Genomic DNA, 17800 nt, shown 5'->3' with positions numbered 1-17800 from the left:
TTCCTCCAGTGGTCGCGGCGCCAGTCTGCCCCCTTTGCGCTGCATCGGTCCACCCGTATTGGTGGTAAGTCCGTTGATTTGGTGGCAACGTTCCACGCGCTTCCCCTACAGTCTGCAACAGGTCGACCACAGAGCCGTCACGACCGTCCCGGAACCGCATCACGCCTGCCCGCCCGTCATCTCCTCCCCTGGGAGGGGTGGGCCCGCGCCAAGGAGACGGGTCACCGGGAGTTTCAACCTCCTCCTTACACAAGGGAGTTGCCGTGCACCTCGATACCGCGTCCTGCCAGTCCCCGACCCTCGCCCCCGCCGATGCCCCCTTCTCACCGGCCCGCCCGGAGGCCCTCGCCTACAGCCTCACACTGCCCGCCACCCCACGAAGTCCCGGCATCGCCCGTGCGGCGACCCGGACGATCCTCCACGCGCACGACCTCGCCGAGGCCACCGACGCGACCGTGCAGGTGGTGAGCGAACTGGCCGCCTGCGCCTGCCGTTTCTCCACGACCGCCAACGTGTACGTGTCACTCCGCTACCGCGACGAAGCCCTGCGCGTCACCCTCTACGACGGCCACCCCCGCCACGCCCACGCCCGCCTGGGCGCCGCCTGCGACCTGTCCCGACGGGTGTCCCTGCGCGTGCTGGACCGCGTGGTGCGGACCTGTCGCGGGGACTGGGGCATCGGCGGCGGCCGCGAACCGGGCGGCGGCACCCGCATGTGGGCGGTACTGCCCCGCGCGGGAGCCTGCGGCTACCTCCGCGACGGACGCTCGTCGGGGTGACGCCGTCGCGTCAACGGCGGGCTACCGAGGGCCATGCCGAGCCCCCGGAGGTCGTCGCCGAGCGGGAGCAGATTCGGTTGGCGCTTGCGTTGGGGCAGCTGGTGCACGATCGTCGGATGGCCCTGGGGCTGACCCAGGCAGCTCTGGGTCAGCGTCTTGGGATGGACTCCGGTGACGTGGAGGCCCGTCGAGCTCGGCGGGATGCTGCCGCTCACCGCGGACCTGCTGGTCAGACTGGCGGCGGCGCTGGACGTCACCGTGGATCTGCGCGTCGTCTCCGACGGGCACAACACGGTGGTGTTCGAGGAGCGCGCCGCCTGAATCGCAGACGTCCCGCCGCTCACGGCCACAGCAGTTCCCTGGTCCACCTCCCGGCCGTCTCCCGTCGGTACGCCAGCCGTACGTGTCGTCGCCTCGCGTCGCCCTGGAAGAACTCCACCGTGTCGGGGCGTAGGCGGTACAGGGTCCAGGTGGGGGCCTCCGACGTCGGCTCCCGGGACGCCCGGTCCCACGCCTCCTCCGACGCCCTCGCCAACTGCTCCACCGAGCCCAGCACTTCACTCTGCCGTCCGGTCAGCGCAGCGGCCAGCGCGCCCGTCGAGCGGACGTGCAGATCCGTCTGCGCCTCCTCGGCCGGGGCCACGGTGACCGGGCCCCGGAGGCGGATCTGGCGGCCGTGCACCGGCCAGTAGAAGGTGAGCGCTGCGTAGGGACGGGCGGCGAGTTCGCGGCCCTTGCGGCTGGTCGCGTGGGTCGCGAAGGCCCAGCCGTCGGCGTCGGTGCCGTGCAGCATCACGATGCGGGCGTCCGGCAGGCCCTCCTCGTCCGACGTCGACAGGGTCATCGTGTGCGGCTCGGTCTCCCCGGCGGCTACCGCCTCCGCGAACCAGTCCGTGAAGAGGGGCAAGGGGGCGTCGGGGGCTGACGCCGGGTCGAAGGACGGCAGGTTCGTCACCTTCGGGTCCCACACCCGCAGAGTCCTGAGCAGCTCATGAAGATCGGTGGCCATGCTCCGAGTATCCGGCGTGGCGCGGCGGCCGGACCCCAGCCGGCCGCGTCGCTCAGTCGTCGGAGCGCCTTCTCGCGTCCGCCGCCAGCACCTGCCGGACGGCGTTGACGATCGGGTTGGCGCGGCTGACATCGGTGATCCGGCGGCGCAGGTGATGGTTGTCCCGGCCGGGATACAGGCGCCGGCTCAGGCCGAAGACATCGATCAGGGCTGTGAGATACAGATCGCCGACCCCTGGCGGACCGTATGCCTCCGGCCGCACGGCGTGGTCGACGCGCGCCGCCAGGTGGAGGGACCAGCCGGGATTCACCGCGGTCCACGTGGTGGACGGGAAGACGCCCAGGATGCGTCGGCGCCGGGCGTACAGCAAGCCGCGTGCGGTGAGCCTGTCGAGGTAGGCCCGGTCGACCTTCCCGGACGCTTTGTGCACCCAGCGGGTCAGTCGAAGCGACGAGCGGCTCGGCCGCGTGTCGCTGATCTCGGCCAGGACGCGTTCCGCGAACGGATCACCCAGCGGCAGCGGCCGGACACCGGTGATCTGCTTCGCGTCGACGGTGATCGCGCTGCGCAGCAGGAGTTCGAGCAGCACCGCACCGGCGAGGACCCGCGCGTTGAGCCGCAGGCGCTTGACGACGGCGCTCGCCGGATCCGTGCAGATCAGCACCATGTCCTCGGGTAAAGAGGTGGGCGGCCAGTCGTGCATCGCTGAACCTCCAGCCGTCCGCCGCGTGCGCCTGTCTCACCTGCGGGCGGCCGACGGGGCGAACGGCGGAACGCTTGCCCGTCCGGGAGCTGGACAAGTCGCGGCAGACCCCGGCACATGGGCTCGCGGCAACCCACCACCTCAGTGTCACGCCGGTATGACCGCGGCGCGACCCGTACGGGCGGGGCGGACTCAATGCCTGAGCAGCCACAGAATCCGGTCCCACGACAGAAGGTGGTACACGACCAGCGCACCGGCGAGCGTCAGGGCGAGCGTGTGGGATCCCGCCGCGTACAACGCCGCCGCACCACCGAAGAACACAGCCAGCTCCAGTACGAACCGCAGCGGACCAGGTGTCGCAATCACCGTCCCTCCGGACCGGGACGCATCGTCCGGGGTGGCGAACACTCCCCACAGCACCGCCACGACCAGGGGAACGGCAACCACGAAGACGTATCGCAGGGAATCAGGCGCGGTAATCCATGCCCAGACCCCGAAGCACACCAGGGCCACCAGCTCCAGCACGAACCTCACACCGAGAGCCAACGGGTGAAACCCATACCCGGACGACATACGCGCGATTCCTTCCGTCGTAGCCCCTACGTGATCAAGACCGACACGGGAGGTTCAAGAAGCAGACCAGACACCGGACTTGCCCGTCTAGTGCCGGGTGAACTGGACCCGGGTCGACTGCACCGCCTCCGCACGCACGGCGATCCCCTCGACCGTCAACTGTTCCCCGTAGATGTCGGTGAGCCTGATCGTTGCGCCGCATCCGCGGCCCTGCTCGGAGAGGAAGTAGTTGTACCCGGTGCGGGGCAGCGCGAGCCAGGAGCCGTTCGCGCGGACCTCGAGGCGGGCCAGCGGGTTGCGGTGCCCGATCGCCTGGATGCCGCACCAGTACTGGCTGGAGCCGGTCTTGTAGCGAATCGAGATCGTGTCGGACGTGGCCGGGCTCAGCAGGCTCCAGGTGACCGGGATCCGGCCCGCCGAGAGCGGAGCGAGCTTGGCGAAGGCCTGTCGGCTCAGGTCGAGTTGGCCAGGCTGGCAGGGCGCCGGGCACTCGTTGGTGATCCGCACCGTGATGGACGCGCCGCCCCCCGCACGGACCAGGACATACGCGCCGCACGCCTTCGACGTCTCGTAATCCGCCGTGTTCATCGCCGCGGTCATGACGTCCGAGGTCGGGCCGTAGGAGCAGGCGCCGTTGCCGTTGCCGATGTCGTAGGCGGTGGCGATGCCCTGGTAGCTGGCGCCGGGCCGGATCCGGCCGGCCCGCGGGGCCGAGCCGGACGCCGTCCGGGCGGCGTCCGCGGCAGGCGCGGCGGGCTTGGCCGCGGGCCGCTTGGACTTGGACGGGGTGGCGGACGGCGACGTCGTCCCGCCGGCCGTCGGGCTCGCCGTCAAAGACGCCGTCGAAGGCTTCGGCGACGCGGATGCCGCCGTGGCCGCCGCCCTCGGCGACCCGCTCGCCTGGGCGCCGGCCACCGGCTTGACCGTGCCCGCCCCGTCGTCGCCCCCGCCGTCGGGGCGGAAGGCCACGACCAGTGACACGACGAGCGCTACGGCCGCCACGGCGACCACGGTCACCATGGGGACACGGCCCGTGCGCCGCTCGGGGCGGCGCTCTGGGCGGCGGGGTCGGCGGTGCGAGGAGGATGCCACGGATGAATCCTTACGCGGTTCGGCGGAGCATGTCCGGCAGTTGCGGCTTCCGAGGGCCGGAAGCCGCCTACTCCTCAGTGGCCGCCGGGTCCGAAAAGGTTGCCGCGGCAGTCGGACCTCGATGCTCCCTCAGTCGGCGGACGTCAGCAGGCGGCCACCCCAGCCCGGGACGCCACCCCCGGGGACCGTTCAGGCTTCGTCGTTCAGGCTTCGTCGGCGTGGGTGAGGTGGCCGTGGGTGAGGTGCCAGTGGTGTTGGTGGGGGGTCAGGCGCCAGGTTTCGTCGGCGGTGGTCGTTTGCTCGATCCAGGCCAGGAGCTGGGGGAGGGCCTCGGCGCGGAGAAGGGCGCGGGTGGCGGCCCGTTCGGCGGCGGCGACCGGGTGGACGTCTATGCGGACGCCGACCGTGTCCGGGTGGACGCCCCGGCCGTAGTTGCGGGGGTGGGGAGCGATCCATGCGGCGCCCAGGACGATGGTGCCGCTGTCGTGCCCGGTGAGGAACTCCAGGTCCGTGACGTGGGCCATGGCGGCGCCGAGGAACTCGGTGATGTCGTTGGCGGTCAGGGGCCAGGCGCGGTCCCTGGGCAGTCTTCGGTTGCGTGCGGACATGGGAGAAGACTGGCAGGAGAGTCTCCTCTTCGGGTTCCGGTTCAGTCCCGGCCCAGTACCACCGTCCCCGAGGAGCAGAACCAGCCGCCGGTTGCGGAGGCCACTCCGAGGCGGGGCAGGCCGCCGTCGCGGCCCCGCACCTGACGTTGCCCGGCCTCGCCCCGCAGCTGCCGTACCGCCTCCACCAGCAGGAACAGGCCGCGCATTCCCGGGTGTTGGGCCGACAGGCCGCCGCCGTCCGTGTTCACCGGCAGCTCCCCGCCGGTCAGCAGCCGGCCCTTCTCCACGAACGCGCCGCCCTCGCCCTTCTCACAGAAGCCCAGGTCCTCCAGGGTCACCAGCGTCATGTACGTGAACGCGTCGTAGATCTCGGCGAAGTCCATCTCCTGCGGCGCTGCCCCCGCCCGCTCGAACGCCAACCGGCCACTCACCGCCGCCGGCGAGACCGTGAAGTCGTCCCACTCGGACATCGAGGCGTGCGAGACGTGCTCGCCCGTCCCGAGGATCCACACCGGGGCCGTACGACAGTCGCGTACGTACTCCTCGGCGGCCAGCAGCAGCGCCGCGCCGCCGTCGGAGCGCAGGCAGCAGTGGAGCTTCGTGAACGGGTCGGCGATCATCGGGCCCGCCAGGACGTCGTCGACGGTGATCGGGTCGCGGAACACCGCCTCGGGGTTCAGGGCCGCGTTCGCCCTCGCCTGGACCGCGACCTCCGCCAACTGCTCGATCGTCGTGCCGTATTGGAGCATGTGGCGGCGGGCGGCCATCGCGTACTTGGCGATGAGCGTGTGGCCGTACGGGACCTCGAACTGGAGCGGGCCGCGCCCGCCGAACGCGAAGGTGCCGGTGCGGCGGCCCGCCCTGATGTCCGCGCGGGGCGTCGAGCCGTAGGCCAGGAGCACCGCGTCGGCGTGGCCCGCGGCGATCGCGTCGGCCGCGTGGGCCGCCATGACCTCCCAGGTCGCGCCGCCCACCGAGGTGGAGTCGACCCAGGTGGGGCGCAGGCCCAGGTAGTCGGCCAGCTCGACGGGGGCGAGCGTGCCGAGGCCCGCGGAGGCGAAGCCGTCCACCCGAGAACGCTCCAGTCCCGCGTCCGCGAGCGCGCGGCGAGCCGCCTGGGCGTGCAGGGCGTACGGGGTCGCCTCGTCCACCCGCCCGCAGTCGGAGAGCGCCACGCCCACCACCGCCACCTTCCGGCTTCCCGCGGCCATGAGGGGCCACCTCCCTCTTCCCTCTGTGCATCTCGTTCCCGGACTCCTAATATGACGGACCGTCAGATGCGGAGGGAAGTGCCATGGACCCCAACTTCACCGCCGAGCAGGGCGAGATCCGGCGCACACTGCGCGAACTCCTCCACAAACGCTCCGGCCCGCACGACCTGCGGGCGGCCCTCGACACCCCCGACGGCCACGATCCCGCCCTCTGGACCGCACTCGCCGAACAGCTCGGCCTGCCCGGACTCGCCCTCCCGGAGCCTTACGGCGGTGTCGGCTGCCCCCGCACCGACCTCGTGCTCGCCGCCGAGGAGACCGGCCGGGCCCTCGCGCCCTCGCCGCTGCTGGCGACCTCCGTCCTCGCCGCGCCCCTGATCCTCGCCCTCGGCACCGACGCCCAGCGCACCGGCCTGCTGCCCCGGATCTCCGACGGCACCCTGACCGCCGCCCTCGCCGTCCCGGCCCCCGCCCTCGCGACCGCCCTCGCCCTGACCGGACCCAGCGGCGGCGACTGGTCCGGCGGCGGGCGGGCGGGGGGCGTCCAGGCCCGTCGCACGCAGGACGGCTGGCGGTTGTACGGGGAGGCCGCGCAGGTGCTCGACGGGCACAGCGCCGGACTGCTGGTCGTCGCCGCCCACGCCGGGGGGTTCGCACGGTCGCGCACCCTGCTGTTCCTGGTGGCGGGGGACGCCTCCGGGCTCGTACGGACCCGGCAGACGGCACTTGACCCGACCCGCCCGCAGGGGCGGGTCCAACTCCGTGATGTGCACGCCGAGTTGCTGGGGGAGGAAGAGGCGGATGTTCCGGCGGCCCTGTCCGGCGCCGGTGATTTCGTCGCCGCCTTCGTCGCCTGCGAGGCCGTCGGGGCCGCCGACCGGGCGCTGGAACGGACCGTCGAGTACCTCAAGCAGCGGGAGCAGTTCGGGCGGGCGATCGGGTCCTTCCAGGCGGTGCAGCATCGGCTGGCGGATGTGTACGTGCAGGTCCAGGCGGCCCGGTCCGCCGCCTATTACGCCGCCTGGGCAACAGGCCAGGAGGGTGAGAGTGAGCGGGTCGGGGGTCTTGCCCTCGCTCAGGCGCTGGACGCGTTGCGTCGTGCCGCCGCCGAGGGCATCCAGTTGCACGGCGGCATCGGGTTCACCTGGGAGCACGAGGCGCACCTGTACTTCAAACGGGCCGCCGGCGACGAGCTGCTGTTCGGGCCCGTGCACCGGCTCCGTGCCCATGCCGCCGGGCAGGCCCGGCTCTTCGAGCGGGCGGAGGTGTCGGTGTGATCGGCGTCCGACTGGTGCAGAAGGTCTCCTCGACGCGGGCGTTCGCGAAGGTCGCCCCGCATGTCGTCCCCGCCCTCGACCGGGCCGTCCACCGCCTGACCCGGGGAAAGGTGCTGCTCAGCGCCCAACTGCTGCCAGGGGTGATCCTGACCTCAACCGGGGCGAGGAGCGGGCAGCCGCGCCGGACGCCGCTGGCCTGCATGCCCGAGGAAAGCGGCGGGAGCTGGGTGCTGATCGGCTCCAACTTCGGCCGCACCGGGCATCCCGCCTGGACCGCCAACCTCCTCGCCCACCCCGACGCCGAGATCAACTGGAAGGGCACGGACGTTCCGGTGACGGCCGTGCTGCTGACAGGAGAGGAACGAGCCGCCGTCTGGAAGGAACTGCTGGCGTTCTGGCCGCCGTACGCGACGTATCAGGCGCGCGTGGAGCGGGAGATCCGGCTGTTCCGGATCCTCCCCAGAAGTAGCTAGGGCCTGTCCGGCGGATCAAGTCACAGGAAAGCAGCGGCGCCTGATCGACGCAGGTGGGCGGGGAATGGTGCGTCCACCTGCAAGGCGGAGGAGGGCGTCGACGCGATGGGGGTCCCCCCGCTCGAGCGCAGCCGAGAGTGGGGGAGTCGGCAACTGACGACAACGCCGGTGGGGGCACCTCCCGCTCGAGCGCAGCCGAGAGTGGGGGAGGGCGTGCCAATCCTCGCGTCTGCGACTTGATCCGCCGGACAGGCCCTAGCGGGCCGGTGTCGTCGGCAGCCCGGCCACGGGCGTCGTCGGCAACGCGGCAGGCGGCAGCTCACTGGCGTGAACTGCCGCCTGGCAGACAGGACTTGACGGTAAAAAGAGTAGGGGGCGGGCTATTTCGTCGGCTTCTTGCCGGTGATGCCCAGGTGCACCAACAGCGCCAGGTTCGGCTTGAGTTCAGCCTGCTTGACACCCCACGTCGTGAAGCCCTTCTGATGTGAGGCGACCGCCGCGAGCATCGCGACGAGCGCACCGGCGACAGCGGCCGGGTTCACGTCCTTGTCGACCCTGCCCTTGGACTGCAGCTCGGCGACCGCGTCCGACAGGGAGTTGTTCACCGAGTTGAGGATCTTCATGCGGAGTTTGTAGAAGCGCTTGTCGCCCTCCGCCGCGCCGAGATCGACGACTCTGAGGATCGCGTCGTTCTTCCGCCAGAACTCCAGGAAGCCGTCCACGAGCTCCTGCGCCGTCTGCCAGCCCGCCTTGCCGACCCACGACCGGCCGGCGACCAGCTCGGTCAACTCGGCTCCCTCGGCGGCCATTTGCTCGGCGATCTCCAGGACGGCGCCCTCGACGTCGGGAAAGTACTGGTAGAACGTCGCGGGCGAAGTACCGGCCTTCCGGGCGACATCGATGACCTTGACGTCCCGGTAGGGGGAGGAGCTGAGCATCTCGCTGAGGCAGTCGAGCAGTTTCTGCCGCGTCGCCTGCCCGCGCCGACCGGCCACGCGGCCGTCGACGGTACGCACTTGTCCTGTCATGCCGTCAGCTTACCGAGGGGTGATCGGAGCGCTATTCGGCCGACTGCAAATGGGGTGCGCGGGGGTACGGAGACGGGTGTGCCTGGTCGCGCCGGGTCTGCGCGCCGCGTGGACCGACGTTAGTTTGGCTGCATGGCCGAAAACAGGGCATCGGTGTACGCGGCGGGACCCCCCGGAGGATTCCCGGAGGGCGTCCCCTGCTGGGTGGACGCCCAGCTCCCCGACGTGGACGCGGGCAGGCGGTTCTACGGTGAGCTCTTCGGGTGGACCTTCGAGGAGCGGCCGGAGGGCCAGGGCGACTCCGTGTGGGCCCGGTTGGACGGAGAGCCCGTGGCCGCGCTCGCCCACAAGACGGACGGCCGCATGCCCACCGTCTGGACCGTGTACTTCGCGACCCCGGACGCAGAGTCGACCGCCCGGCGGATCCAGGCGTCCGGCGGCCAGGTGGTGATGGCCCCGCTGCCCGTCGACGGGCTCGGCACCGGCGCCCTCGCCGCCGACCCCGAGGGCGCCGTCTTCGGGCTCTGGCAGCCCGGCAGCCACCTCGGCTTCGGCGTCCGGCACCGCCCCGGCGCCTTCGCCTGGGCGCAGCTCTACGCCCGCGACACCGAGGCCGCCAACACCTTCTACGGGAACCTCTTCCACGCGGCCCTCTTCGGCCCCGGCGCCGCCCCCGACTTCGGCCGCGCCCCGGTCGGCGACGTCTTCCCGGAGGTGATGCCGCCGCACTTCCTCGTCCACTTCGGCGTCGAGGACTGCCAGGAGGCGCTCGGCGCGGTGAGCCGGCTCGGCGGGCGGGTGCAGGCGGGGCCGTTCACCGCCTCGTACGGCACGGTGGCCGTGGTCACCGACAGCCAGGGGGCGTCGTTCGCGCTGCTCCAGCGCTGAGCGCGCGCTCAGCGGCCCGCTCTCACCGGCCGCCCACGGGCCGCTCACCGGCCCCTCGCCCTCCGCTGGTCGGCTCCTCACCGGCAGGTTTGTCCCAGGGTGAGTATTTTTTGCCCGCATATGAAATAAGACACCCAGATTGCCCCCGGGTTCGCAACCAGCCGCCCGGCCAGGAAGAATCGGGGTGCGTGCCGCCATGGCGGTGCGGTGGTGAGACGCTGCACGGGGCCGTGTACACAAGTGGGTGACGCGGCTCGTACGGGGAGGTGGCAGGCAAGTGGTGGATCAGCTGACGCAGCACGATCCTCGGCGGATCGGGCCGTTCGAGGTGCTGGGACGGCTGGGTGCCGGCGGCATGGGGCTGGTCTATCTGGCCCGCTCGGCCTCGGGCCGGCGCGTGGCGATCAAGACGGTCCGTACGGAGCTCGCCGAGGACCAGCTCTTCCGGGTGCGTTTCACGCGCGAGGTGGAGGCGGCGCGGGCGGTCTCCGGCTTCTACACGGCCGCGGTCGTCGACGCCGATCCGCGCGCCGCCGTGCCGTGGCTGGCCACCGCGTACGTGCCCGCGCCCTCCCTCGAAGAGATAGTGAACGAGTGCGGGCCGATGCCGGCCCAGGCGGTGCGCTGGCTGGCCGCGGGCGTCGCGGAGGCCCTCCAGTCGATCCACGGCGCCGGGCTGGTCCACCGTGACCTGAAACCGTCCAACGTGCTCGTGGTCGAGGACGGCCCGCGCGTGATCGACTTCGGTATCGCGTCCGGCGTCTCGAACACACGTTTGACGATGACGAACGTCGCTGTCGGCACCCCCGCCTACATGTCCCCCGAGCAGGCGAAGGACTCGCGCAGCGTCACCGGCGCCAGCGACGTCTTCTCGCTCGGCTCGATGCTCGTCTTCGCCGCCACCGGCCACCCGCCCTTCCACGGCGCCAACCCGGTCGAGACCGTCTTCATGCTGCTGCGCGAGGGCCCGGACCTGGAGGGCCTCCCGAACGAGCTGCGGCCGCTCATCGAGTCCTGTATGCAGATGGAGGCCACGGCCCGCCCCAACCCCGCCGACCTCCAGGCCCAGCTCGCCCCCCACCTCTTCGGCTCCGGCTCCGACGACAGCGGTACGGCGTCGGCGTGGCTGCCCGAGAAGGCCGTCACCCTCATCGAGACGCGCCGCGGCGGCCGTCCGGCGCCGAAGCCGGCCCCCGCCGGCCCCCGCAGCGGCGGAGCGGGCGGCGGCTTCGCGGGCGGCAACATCGGCGGAGGCGGCAACGCCGGCGGTGGGGGTGGCGTGGCCATGGGCCGCGGGCCCGCCGCGCAGGCCGTACCGCCCCCGCCGTCCCACGACCCCGTGGTCCTCTCCCGCCCGGCGCAGCCGCCCGCGGCCGTCGTCGTCGGCGCCCCCGACACCGGGCCCGTCCGGCTGGCGGGTGCGGCCGTGCCGATCGGCCCCGGTCCGCGCGTCGCCGACGTCCGCGCCACGGCCGCCGTGAAGGCGCCGGTCGCCGAGCCCGGCCTGGTCGCGAACTGGTCCCGCCTCCACCCCGGGGTCAACGGCGCCGACACCGCCCTGCCCGCCGTCCAGAGCGCGCCCCCGGAGACCCCGGCGGGCTGGCGGCCCTGGCGGTTCCGCATGTCGAACGACGTGTGGGGCACGCCGTCGGTCGCCGGGGACCTCGTCTACGTCACCTCCTTCGAGGTGCACGCCCTGGACGTGGCCACCGGCCGGCGCCGCTTCAAGACGCGGGACGTCGCCTGGTCGATGGCGGTCGCCGACGGCCGCGTCCACGCCTCCGACGGCCCCACCCTGTTCGCGCTGGACGCCCGCGAGGGCGGCGACCTGTGGCGGCTGTCCACGGACGCCTGGGTGTACTCGCTCAAGGCCGACCGGGGCACGGTCGTCACCGGCACCCGCGGCGGCGGCGTCCAGGCCTGGGAGGCCTCGAGCGGGCAGAAGCTCTGGGAGATCAGCGGCTGCCAGACCGACTTCGAGTCCCCGGAGGCCGGGCCGACGCTCCACGAGGGCACGGTCTTCGTCTGGCAGGACGCCCGGCTCAGAGCCCTCGACGCCCGTACGGGTGACGAACGCTGGTCGTACCCCATCGGCGACACCGCCTCCTGCGGCGGCGTCCCGGTCCGCGTCACCCCCGCCGCCGACGGCTACGTCTATCTCTCCGCCGGCACCCGCGTCCTCGCCGTCGACGTCGCGAGCGGCATGGTGCGCTGGCACTTCGAGGCCCCGGCGGTGTTCCTGTCCGCGCCGACCTTCGTGCCCGGCCCGGCCGTCACGGGCGGCGGCGTCTACCTCGCCGACTACCTCGGCACGGTGTACGCCATCGACGCCACCGACGGCCGCGACCGCTGGCGCATCGCGACGGAGTCCCGCGCGTCCGTCGACCCCGTCCTCGTCGCCGCCGGCCACGTCCACGTCGGCAGCGGCAAGGGCCTGTACACCCTGGACGCCGTCACGGGCACGCCCAAGTGGCGGTTCCAGGCGGGCGGCGACATCGTGGGCGCCCCGGCGGTCGCGGAGGGCCGTATCCACTTCGGCTCCACGGACCACCTCCTCTACACCCTGAAGGCCGACGACGGCCGGCTGCGCTGGAAGCTGGCGACCGGCGGCGAGATCACCGGCTCACCGGTGGTCCGCGACGGCGTCGTGTACGCGTGCAGCAAGGACCGCTGCGTGTACGCGCTGGACGCGGAGAAGGGCACGGGCACGGCCCGAACGGCGTAAGCCACCAGTACCGGTACCGGTGGCTGTGCCGGTCCGGGTACCGGGACGGCCGTCGTGCCGGGTGCACGGAAGGGGATCCAGACGGCGGCCGCCACCGCAGACGCTACGCCGGGGATGGGGCGGTCGCCAGGCGGTGACATGGTCGTGACAGGGCGTGCTTAGGCTGTCGGTATGGATCGACGGGGGCAGAAGTTCAGGTTGACCGCGGTGTCGGTGTTCGTCGTACTGGCGCTGACCGGTTTCTCGACGGGAAGGGGCCACGGTCACGGCAGCAGCCACAGTGGCGGCGGCGGTGGCGGCGGGTGCAGCAGTTCCGGCCAGGACCACGACAGCTCGTCGTCGAGCAGCGGTGCGAGCGGCGGCACTTCGGGTTCGCGGTACCACGACTACGACGACGATGACGACACCACCACGGACGACACCACCACCGACGGCACGTACGGCGACAGCGGCTCCTCGGACGCGTCCACGACACTCCGGGACGCCACGGTGAAACTGATCGACTGCGCGACGCCCACCCGGGCATACGCGACGGTCGAGGTCACCAACCCCAACGCGACCGGGGCCCACTTCACCGTCACGGTCGACTTCCTCGACGCCGGTTCCACCCGGGTGGAAGAGCAGCACGCGGACACCTACGTCGCCGGGAACGAGACGACGACGCTCCAGGTCGACCTGTCCGACCCAGCCGTCGCGACGAAGGTCGACCACTGCGCCCCGGAGCCGTACGCACCCGCCGGATCCGGCTGACGGCCGCTCACCGCACCCGGAACCCGCCGCCCCGCCGCCCGGCGAAGCGCCGGATCCGGCTGACGGCCGCTCACCGCACCCGGAACCCGCCGCCCCGCCGCCCGGCGAACAGCTCCGCCTGCTGCTCGGTCGGCAGATTGCCCAGGGAGATGAGATGGGGCGCCTGCGCGAACGCCATCGCGCGGGCCGCCTCCTTCGCCGCCCACAGCGCCCGTACGGTGCCCTGGACGCCGGCCGGGGGATACCCGGCGACGACTGCGGCGCAGGCGACGGCGGCCCTCAACGCCCCGCCCGTGTCGGTGAGTTCGGAGACGAGACCGACGTCGAAGGCACGCCGGGCGGAGATCCGTTCCGCCGTCCCCATGAGCATCATCCGCGCGACCTCCCCGTACGGCATCCGTTGCGCGAGAAGCACCGACTCGTACGCGCTGACCATGCCGTACGTGGTGTGCGGGTCGAAGAACACGGCGTCGGCACCCGCTACGACGAACTCGCACTCCCCGAGCAGATAGAAGGCGCCCCCGCAGGCCATTCCCTCCACGGCGGCCACGACCGGCTTCCACAGGTCGTTCGCCTTGGGGCCGACGGTGAGCAGCGGATCGTCCTGCATATAAGGGGAGGCCGGCTGCGGCACCACGGCGTCCCGGTCGAGCCCGCTGGAGAACGCCCGCCCGCCGGCACCGGTGAGGACGACGGCCCGTACGGAGTCGTCGAAGCGCAACTCCCGCCAGATCTGCTGCAGTTCACGGACCGTGTCGAGATCGATGGCGTTGAGCCGGGCCGGCCGGTCGAGGGTGACGACGGCCACCCCGGTGTCCTTGTCGATGTCGAGGCGCACGTTTGCTGCCGCACTCATGACCGCTCCAGAACCCACTGGGGCAGGCCGTCACCGTCGAAGACCGCCTGGACCCGGGCGCCGATCCGAACGCGGCTGAGGGAGGCGGAGTTCAGCGGCGCCCCCGGCCCGCTCACCAGGTTTCCCACCAGCCGTATCCGGGGCGCCTCGGCCAGTTCGACGAGGATCACGTTGTACGGCGCCTGCGCCGCGTAGTCGGGGAGGAGGGGCGGGTGCGGGATGACGTAGGACCAGATGCGGCCGCGGCCCGACACCGGCCGCCACTCGCTCGCGAAGGACTGGCAGTGCGGGCAGCAGGGGCGGGGCGGGAAGCGTGGTTCGCCGCAGTCGGCGCAGGCCTGGACGCGGAGTTCGCCCTGGGCGGCGTACCGCCAGAAGGGGGCGCCGTCGGCGTCGGGGACGGGGCTCAGCATGTTCGGCTCCCTCGGTTCCTCGGTCCTCGGTTCTTGCGTCCTCAGTTCCTCAGCAGGAGGGCGGATGTGGGGACGCCCTCGCCCGCGGTGACCAGGCAGGTGGCGGCGTCCGGGACCTGGGCGGTGCTGGTCCCGCGCAGTTGCTTCACGCCCTCGTTGATGAGGTTGAACCCGTGGACGTAGGCCTCGCTGAGCCCGCCGCCGCCGGTGTTGAGGGGCAGCAGTCCGCCGGTCTCCAGGGCTCCCTGCTCGGTGAAGGCGCCGCCCTCGCCCCGGCCGCAGAACCCGTAGCCCTCCAGCGAGAGGGGGACCAGGGGCGTGAAGGCGTCGTAGATCTGGGCGACGTCGACGTCCTGAGGGGTGAAGTCGGCGTGCTTCCACAGGTGTCGGGCGGCCGCCCAGGCGGGGCCGGTGAGCGGGTCGTCGTTCCAGTAGTTGACCATGCCGTGGTGCTGGGCGGGCAGGCCTTGGGCGGCGGAGTGGACGTACACGGGCCGCTGCCGGCAGTCCCGGGCCCGCTCGCTGCTGACGACCACGCAGGCCAACGCCCCGTCCGTCTCCAGGCAGTTGTCGTAGAGGCAGAGGGGCTCGCTGATCCACCGGGAGGTCATGTACATCTCGCGGGTGAGGGGACGGTCGAACATGATCGCCGCGGGGTTCTGGTTGGCGCGGTTGCGGCAGGCGAGGGCGACATTGAAGAGGTGGTCGCGGGTCGCGCCGTACTCGTGCAGGTAGCGGCGGGCCAGCATGGCTATCTCGTCGACGGGCCGCAGGAGGCCGAAGGGGCGCGTCCACTGGGCCGGGGTGGCGAGCTGGACGGCCGTGTTGGTCCACGGGCGCGGCCCGCTGCCCCGCTTGCGCGAGCGCCACGCCACTCCCACCGTGGCCTGGCCGGAGGCGATGGCGGCGGCAAGGTGGGCGACGGTCGCGCAGGAGCCGCCGCCGCCGTATCCGACCTTGCTGAAGAAGGTCAGGTCGCCGAACCCGACGGCCTTCGCCAGCTCGACCTCGTCCGTCTCCTCCATGGTGTAAGAGGCGAGGGCGTCGACCTCGCCGGGGGCGATCCCGGCGTCGTCGAGGGCGGCGAGGACGGCACGGCAGGCGAGGGTCCGCTCGTCCTCGGGGAGGTGCTTGGCGAACAGCGTCTGTCCGATGCCGACGACGGCGGTGGCGTCCTTGAGCCCGGTCACTGCTGCACCTCCGCTGAGGGGACGAGTGAGCTGACAGGACGTCAGGTTACAGCTAATCTGACGGGTCGTCAGCTAGTGGAGTGGGGCGGGCACGGGAGGCCGGTCGTGGGCGGAGAAGCCGTGGGTGGAGAAGTCGTGGGCGGAGACGCGGGCGGAGAAGACGACGTAGCGCGGGACGGCACCTACGGCGAGTGGGACAGCATCGCGAGGCTGGTCCGCTCGGCTGCCGAGCGGTACGCGGACACCGAGGCGGTGGTGGACGGCCGTACCCGGATCTCCTACGGCGAACTCGGCGCGCGGGTCGAACGTGCCGCGGCGGCGTGCGTCGCGGGCGGGATGCGGGCCGGGGACCGGGTCGGCATCTGGGCCCCGAACTCGCTGGAGTGGATGGTCGCGGCGCTGGGCGCGGTGTCGGCGGGGGCGGTGCTCGTGCCGCTGAACACGCGGTTCAAGGGGGCGGAGGCCGCGTATGTGCTGCGCAGGAGCGGGGCACGGCTGCTGTTCGTCACGGGCACGTTCCTCGGCACGTCGTACGTGGCGTCGCTGCGACGGGCGGCGGGTGAGGGGCCGGGCTCGGGCCCGTTGCCCGGGCTGCCCGCGCTGGAGCAGGCGGTGGTCCTGTCCGACGACGCGCCGGTCGGCTTCCGCACCTGGAAGGACTTCCTGGCGAGCGGGGACGGGGTGGGGGCGGCGCAGGTGCGGGCGCGGGCCGACGCGGTGCGGGGGGAGTGGCCGTCGGACATCGTCTACACCTCGGGTACGACGGGCCGTCCGAAGGGCGCGGTGATCACGCACGCGCAGACCCTGCGGGCGTACGGCATCTGGTCCGACCTGGCGGGGCTGCGGCACGGCGACCGCTACCTGATCGTCAACCCCTTCTTCCACACCTTCGGCTACAAGGCGGGCGTGATCGCCTGTCTGATGCGGGGCGCGACGATGATCCCGCAGCCGGTGTTCAACGTGGACGCGGTGCTCGCGAACGTGGCCTCGGAACGGGTGTCGGTGCTGCCCGGCCCGCCGACACTGCACCAGTTGCTCCTGGACCATCCCTCCCGCGCCTCCTACGACCTGTCGGCGCTGCGGCTGGTCGTGACGGGCGCGGCGGTCGTCCCGCTGCGCCTGGTGGAGCGGTTGCGGGACGAGCTCGGCGTGCGGACGGTCCTGACGGCGTACGGCCTCTCGGAGGCCAGCGGCATCGTCACGATGTGCCGCCGCGGCGACGAGCCGAGGGTGATCGCCTCGACGTCGGGCCGGGCGATCCCCGGGACGGAGGTGAAGGTCGTCGACGAGACGGGCGCCGCCCTCGCCCCGGGCGCGCCGGGTGAGGTCCTGGTCCGCGGCTTCAACGTCATGCGCGGCTACTACGAGGACGAGACGGCGACGGCGGAAGCCCTCACGCCGGACGGCTGGCTGCGCACGGGCGACGTCGGTGTCCTGGACGCCGCCGGCAACCTCCGTATCACCGACCGCCTCAAGGACATGTTCATCGTCGGCGGCTTCAACGCCTACCCGGCGGAGATAGAGCAACTCCTGGGCCTGCACCCGGACGTCGCCGACGTCGCGGTCATCGGCGTCCCCGACGCCCGACTGGGCGAGGTCGGCAAGGCCTACGTGGTCCGCCGCCCGGGCGCGACCTCCACCTCCGAGGACCTGATCGCCTGGTCCCGCCGCGAAATGGCCAACTACAAGGTCCCGAGGGCGGTGGAGTTCGTCCCCGAACTGCCACGCAACGCGAGCGGGAAGGTGGTGAAGGGGGAGCTGCGGGGGCGCGCGGGGCGAGGGTGAGGGGAGGAGGGTTAGGGGAGGAGGGAGGTGGGAGGAGGAGGGAGGTGGGAGGAGGAGGGAGGTGGGAGGAGGAGGGAGGTGGGAGGAGGAGGGAGGTGGGAGGAGGAGGGAGGTGGGAGGAGGAGGGGGTGAGGGCGGGGGTTGGGGGAGTTGAGGTGAGCCCTTGTTGGAGGCGTGGCCGTCGGGGCCGCCCGCTTCTTGGCCAGTGTCGTGCTTCCACCGCCCGAGTAAAGGGCGCTACGCCTTCGGCTCCGCGTCGGCTTCGCCGATGGGCCTGCGGCCCACCCTTGACTCGGCCGGCTCCAGCACGGGTGAGAAGCGAGCGGGCGGCCGGGGGAGGAACGGGTGTCCCAGGTGGGCAGACCCTTCGGCCCCCTGCGTACTGACCCGGCGTTGACGGCCGCATCCGCGCCTCGCCAGCACGCCGGGCGGGCTTGGCG

Annotated in this window: 18 protein-coding genes; 8 read left to right on the top strand and 10 right to left on the bottom strand. The window is 72.3% G+C overall.

The features are described 5' to 3' along the window. Nucleotides 1-263 precede the first annotated feature (263 nt). Complete coding sequence (locus ACIBTS_RS46760) at nt 264-779, top strand: ATP-binding protein (protein WP_399327691.1); 516 nt, start codon at nt 264-266, stop codon at nt 777-779. A 171-nt stretch (nt 780-950) separates the two neighbouring features. Further along, nucleotides 951-1100 carry a hypothetical protein gene (locus ACIBTS_RS46755; protein ID WP_399327689.1) on the top strand — a complete coding sequence of 50 codons (150 nt, stop codon included), beginning with the start codon at nt 951-953 and terminating at the stop codon, nt 1098-1100. A 19-nt stretch (nt 1101-1119) separates the two neighbouring features. Here the strand turns inward: ACIBTS_RS46755 and ACIBTS_RS46750 are convergent, their stop codons facing one another. From ACIBTS_RS46750 to ACIBTS_RS46725, 6 genes are all read right to left on the bottom strand, one after another. After that, nucleotides 1120-1788: a pyridoxal 5'-phosphate synthase gene (locus ACIBTS_RS46750; RefSeq protein WP_399327687.1), complete on the bottom strand. Its 669-nt coding sequence runs from the start codon at nt 1786-1788 to the stop codon at nt 1120-1122. Nucleotides 1789-1840: 52 nt separating this feature from the next. Beyond that, nucleotides 1841-2491: a GPP34 family phosphoprotein gene (locus tag ACIBTS_RS46745; protein ID WP_399327686.1), complete on the bottom strand. Its 651-nt coding sequence runs from the start codon at nt 2489-2491 to the stop codon at nt 1841-1843. A 192-nt stretch (nt 2492-2683) separates the two neighbouring features. After that, nucleotides 2684-3016, bottom strand: coding sequence for a DUF2568 domain-containing protein (locus ACIBTS_RS46740; RefSeq protein ID WP_399327684.1), 333 nt, complete (start codon nt 3014-3016; stop codon nt 2684-2686). 135 nt (nt 3017-3151) lie between these two features. Then, nucleotides 3152-4156 (bottom strand): expansin EXLX1 family cellulose-binding protein, encoded by a 1005-nt coding sequence (locus ACIBTS_RS46735; protein ID WP_399327682.1) that lies wholly within the window; start codon nt 4154-4156, stop codon nt 3152-3154. Nucleotides 4157-4359: 203 nt separating this feature from the next. After that, entirely contained in the window at nt 4360-4764 is a 405-nt protein-coding gene (locus ACIBTS_RS46730) for a hypothetical protein (RefSeq protein ID WP_399327680.1), read from the bottom strand. A 41-nt stretch (nt 4765-4805) separates the two neighbouring features. Further along, nucleotides 4806-5975: a thiolase C-terminal domain-containing protein gene (locus ACIBTS_RS46725; protein WP_399327678.1), complete on the bottom strand. Its 1170-nt coding sequence runs from the start codon at nt 5973-5975 to the stop codon at nt 4806-4808. An 83-nt stretch (nt 5976-6058) separates the two neighbouring features. On the opposite strand from ACIBTS_RS46725, the gene ACIBTS_RS46720 reads away from it, so the two are divergent. Both ACIBTS_RS46720 and ACIBTS_RS46715 read left to right on the top strand, forming a co-directional pair. Then, nucleotides 6059-7252 carry an acyl-CoA dehydrogenase family protein gene (locus tag ACIBTS_RS46720; RefSeq protein WP_399327676.1) on the top strand — a complete coding sequence of 398 codons (1194 nt, stop codon included), beginning with the start codon at nt 6059-6061 and terminating at the stop codon, nt 7250-7252. Continuing rightward, nucleotides 7249-7725 carry a nitroreductase/quinone reductase family protein gene (locus ACIBTS_RS46715; RefSeq protein WP_399327674.1) on the top strand — a complete coding sequence of 159 codons (477 nt, stop codon included), beginning with the start codon at nt 7249-7251 and terminating at the stop codon, nt 7723-7725. The genes ACIBTS_RS46720 and ACIBTS_RS46715 overlap by 4 nt, the downstream gene beginning before the upstream one ends. Before the next feature lie 380 nt (nt 7726-8105). On the opposite strand, the gene ACIBTS_RS46710 is transcribed toward ACIBTS_RS46715, so the two are convergent. Continuing rightward, on the bottom strand, nt 8106-8741 hold the full coding sequence (locus ACIBTS_RS46710) for a TetR family transcriptional regulator (protein ID WP_079661609.1): 636 nt from the start codon (nt 8739-8741) through the stop codon (nt 8106-8108). Between the two features lie 144 nt (nt 8742-8885). Here ACIBTS_RS46710 and ACIBTS_RS46705 point away from each other — a divergent pair, with 144 nt between their 5' ends. The 3 genes from ACIBTS_RS46705 to ACIBTS_RS46695 all read left to right on the top strand — a co-directional run bounded on the left by ACIBTS_RS46705 (nt 8886) and on the right by ACIBTS_RS46695 (nt 13116). After that, nucleotides 8886-9641: a VOC family protein gene (locus tag ACIBTS_RS46705; protein ID WP_399327672.1), complete on the top strand. Its 756-nt coding sequence runs from the start codon at nt 8886-8888 to the stop codon at nt 9639-9641. Between the two features lie 277 nt (nt 9642-9918). After that, nucleotides 9919-12366, top strand: coding sequence for a PQQ-binding-like beta-propeller repeat protein (locus tag ACIBTS_RS46700; protein WP_399327670.1), 2448 nt, complete (start codon nt 9919-9921; stop codon nt 12364-12366). Between the two features lie 171 nt (nt 12367-12537). Next, a complete protein-coding gene (locus ACIBTS_RS46695; RefSeq protein WP_399327668.1) occupies nt 12538-13116 on the top strand; it encodes a hypothetical protein in 579 nt (192 codons plus the stop codon). Nucleotides 13117-13186: 70 nt separating this feature from the next. Here the strand turns inward: ACIBTS_RS46695 and ACIBTS_RS46690 are convergent, their stop codons facing one another. The 3 genes from ACIBTS_RS46690 to ACIBTS_RS46680 are packed head-to-tail and all read right to left on the bottom strand — an operon-like array spanning nt 13187 to nt 15575. Further along, the gene (locus tag ACIBTS_RS46690) at nt 13187-13972 is read right to left on the bottom strand and encodes an enoyl-CoA hydratase/isomerase family protein (RefSeq protein ID WP_399327666.1); all 786 of its coding nucleotides are present in this window, start codon (nt 13970-13972) and stop codon (nt 13187-13189) included. Next, a complete protein-coding gene (locus tag ACIBTS_RS46685; protein WP_399327664.1) occupies nt 13969-14385 on the bottom strand; it encodes a Zn-ribbon domain-containing OB-fold protein in 417 nt (138 codons plus the stop codon). Before ACIBTS_RS46685 ends, ACIBTS_RS46690 begins: the two co-directional genes overlap by 4 nt. A 41-nt stretch (nt 14386-14426) precedes the next feature. Beyond that, nucleotides 14427-15575 (bottom strand): lipid-transfer protein, encoded by a 1149-nt coding sequence (locus ACIBTS_RS46680; protein WP_399327662.1) that lies wholly within the window; start codon nt 15573-15575, stop codon nt 14427-14429. A 135-nt stretch (nt 15576-15710) separates the two neighbouring features. Here ACIBTS_RS46680 and ACIBTS_RS46675 point away from each other — a divergent pair, with 135 nt between their 5' ends. Further along, nucleotides 15711-17360, top strand: coding sequence for a FadD3 family acyl-CoA ligase (locus ACIBTS_RS46675; protein WP_399327720.1), 1650 nt, complete (start codon nt 15711-15713; stop codon nt 17358-17360). Nucleotides 17361-17800 lie beyond the last annotated feature (440 nt).

This window comes from Streptomyces sp. NPDC050121 (assembly GCF_044460385.1).
Classification (GTDB): domain Bacteria; phylum Actinomycetota; class Actinomycetes; order Streptomycetales; family Streptomycetaceae; genus Streptomyces; species Streptomyces soliscabiei.
The sequence above is the reverse complement of the archived record's forward strand: the minus strand, read 5'-3'. Positions and strand labels throughout refer to the sequence as shown.

Bases quoted from the DNA above. Each gene is read 5' to 3' on its own strand.
- ACIBTS_RS46685 (WP_399327664.1), bottom strand. From the start codon at position 14,385: ATGCTGAGCCCCGTCCCCGACGCCGACGGCGCCCCCTTCTGGCGGTAC.
- ACIBTS_RS46750 (WP_399327687.1), bottom strand. From the start codon at position 1,788: ATGGCCACCGATCTTCATGAGCTGCTCAGGACTCTGCGGGTGTGGGAC.
- ACIBTS_RS46745 (WP_399327686.1), bottom strand. From the start codon at position 2,491: ATGCACGACTGGCCGCCCACCTCTTTACCCGAGGACATGGTGCTGATC.
- ACIBTS_RS46705 (WP_399327672.1), top strand. From the start codon at position 8,886: ATGGCCGAAAACAGGGCATCGGTGTACGCGGCGGGACCCCCCGGAGGA.
- ACIBTS_RS46730 (WP_399327680.1), bottom strand. From the start codon at position 4,764: ATGTCCGCACGCAACCGAAGACTGCCCAGGGACCGCGCCTGGCCCCTG.
- ACIBTS_RS46690 (WP_399327666.1), bottom strand. From the start codon at position 13,972: ATGAGTGCGGCAGCAAACGTGCGCCTCGACATCGACAAGGACACCGGG.
- ACIBTS_RS46695 (WP_399327668.1), top strand. From the start codon at position 12,538: ATGGATCGACGGGGGCAGAAGTTCAGGTTGACCGCGGTGTCGGTGTTC.
- ACIBTS_RS46720 (WP_399327676.1), top strand. From the start codon at position 6,059: ATGGACCCCAACTTCACCGCCGAGCAGGGCGAGATCCGGCGCACACTG.
- ACIBTS_RS46725 (WP_399327678.1), bottom strand. From the start codon at position 5,975: ATGGCCGCGGGAAGCCGGAAGGTGGCGGTGGTGGGCGTGGCGCTCTCC.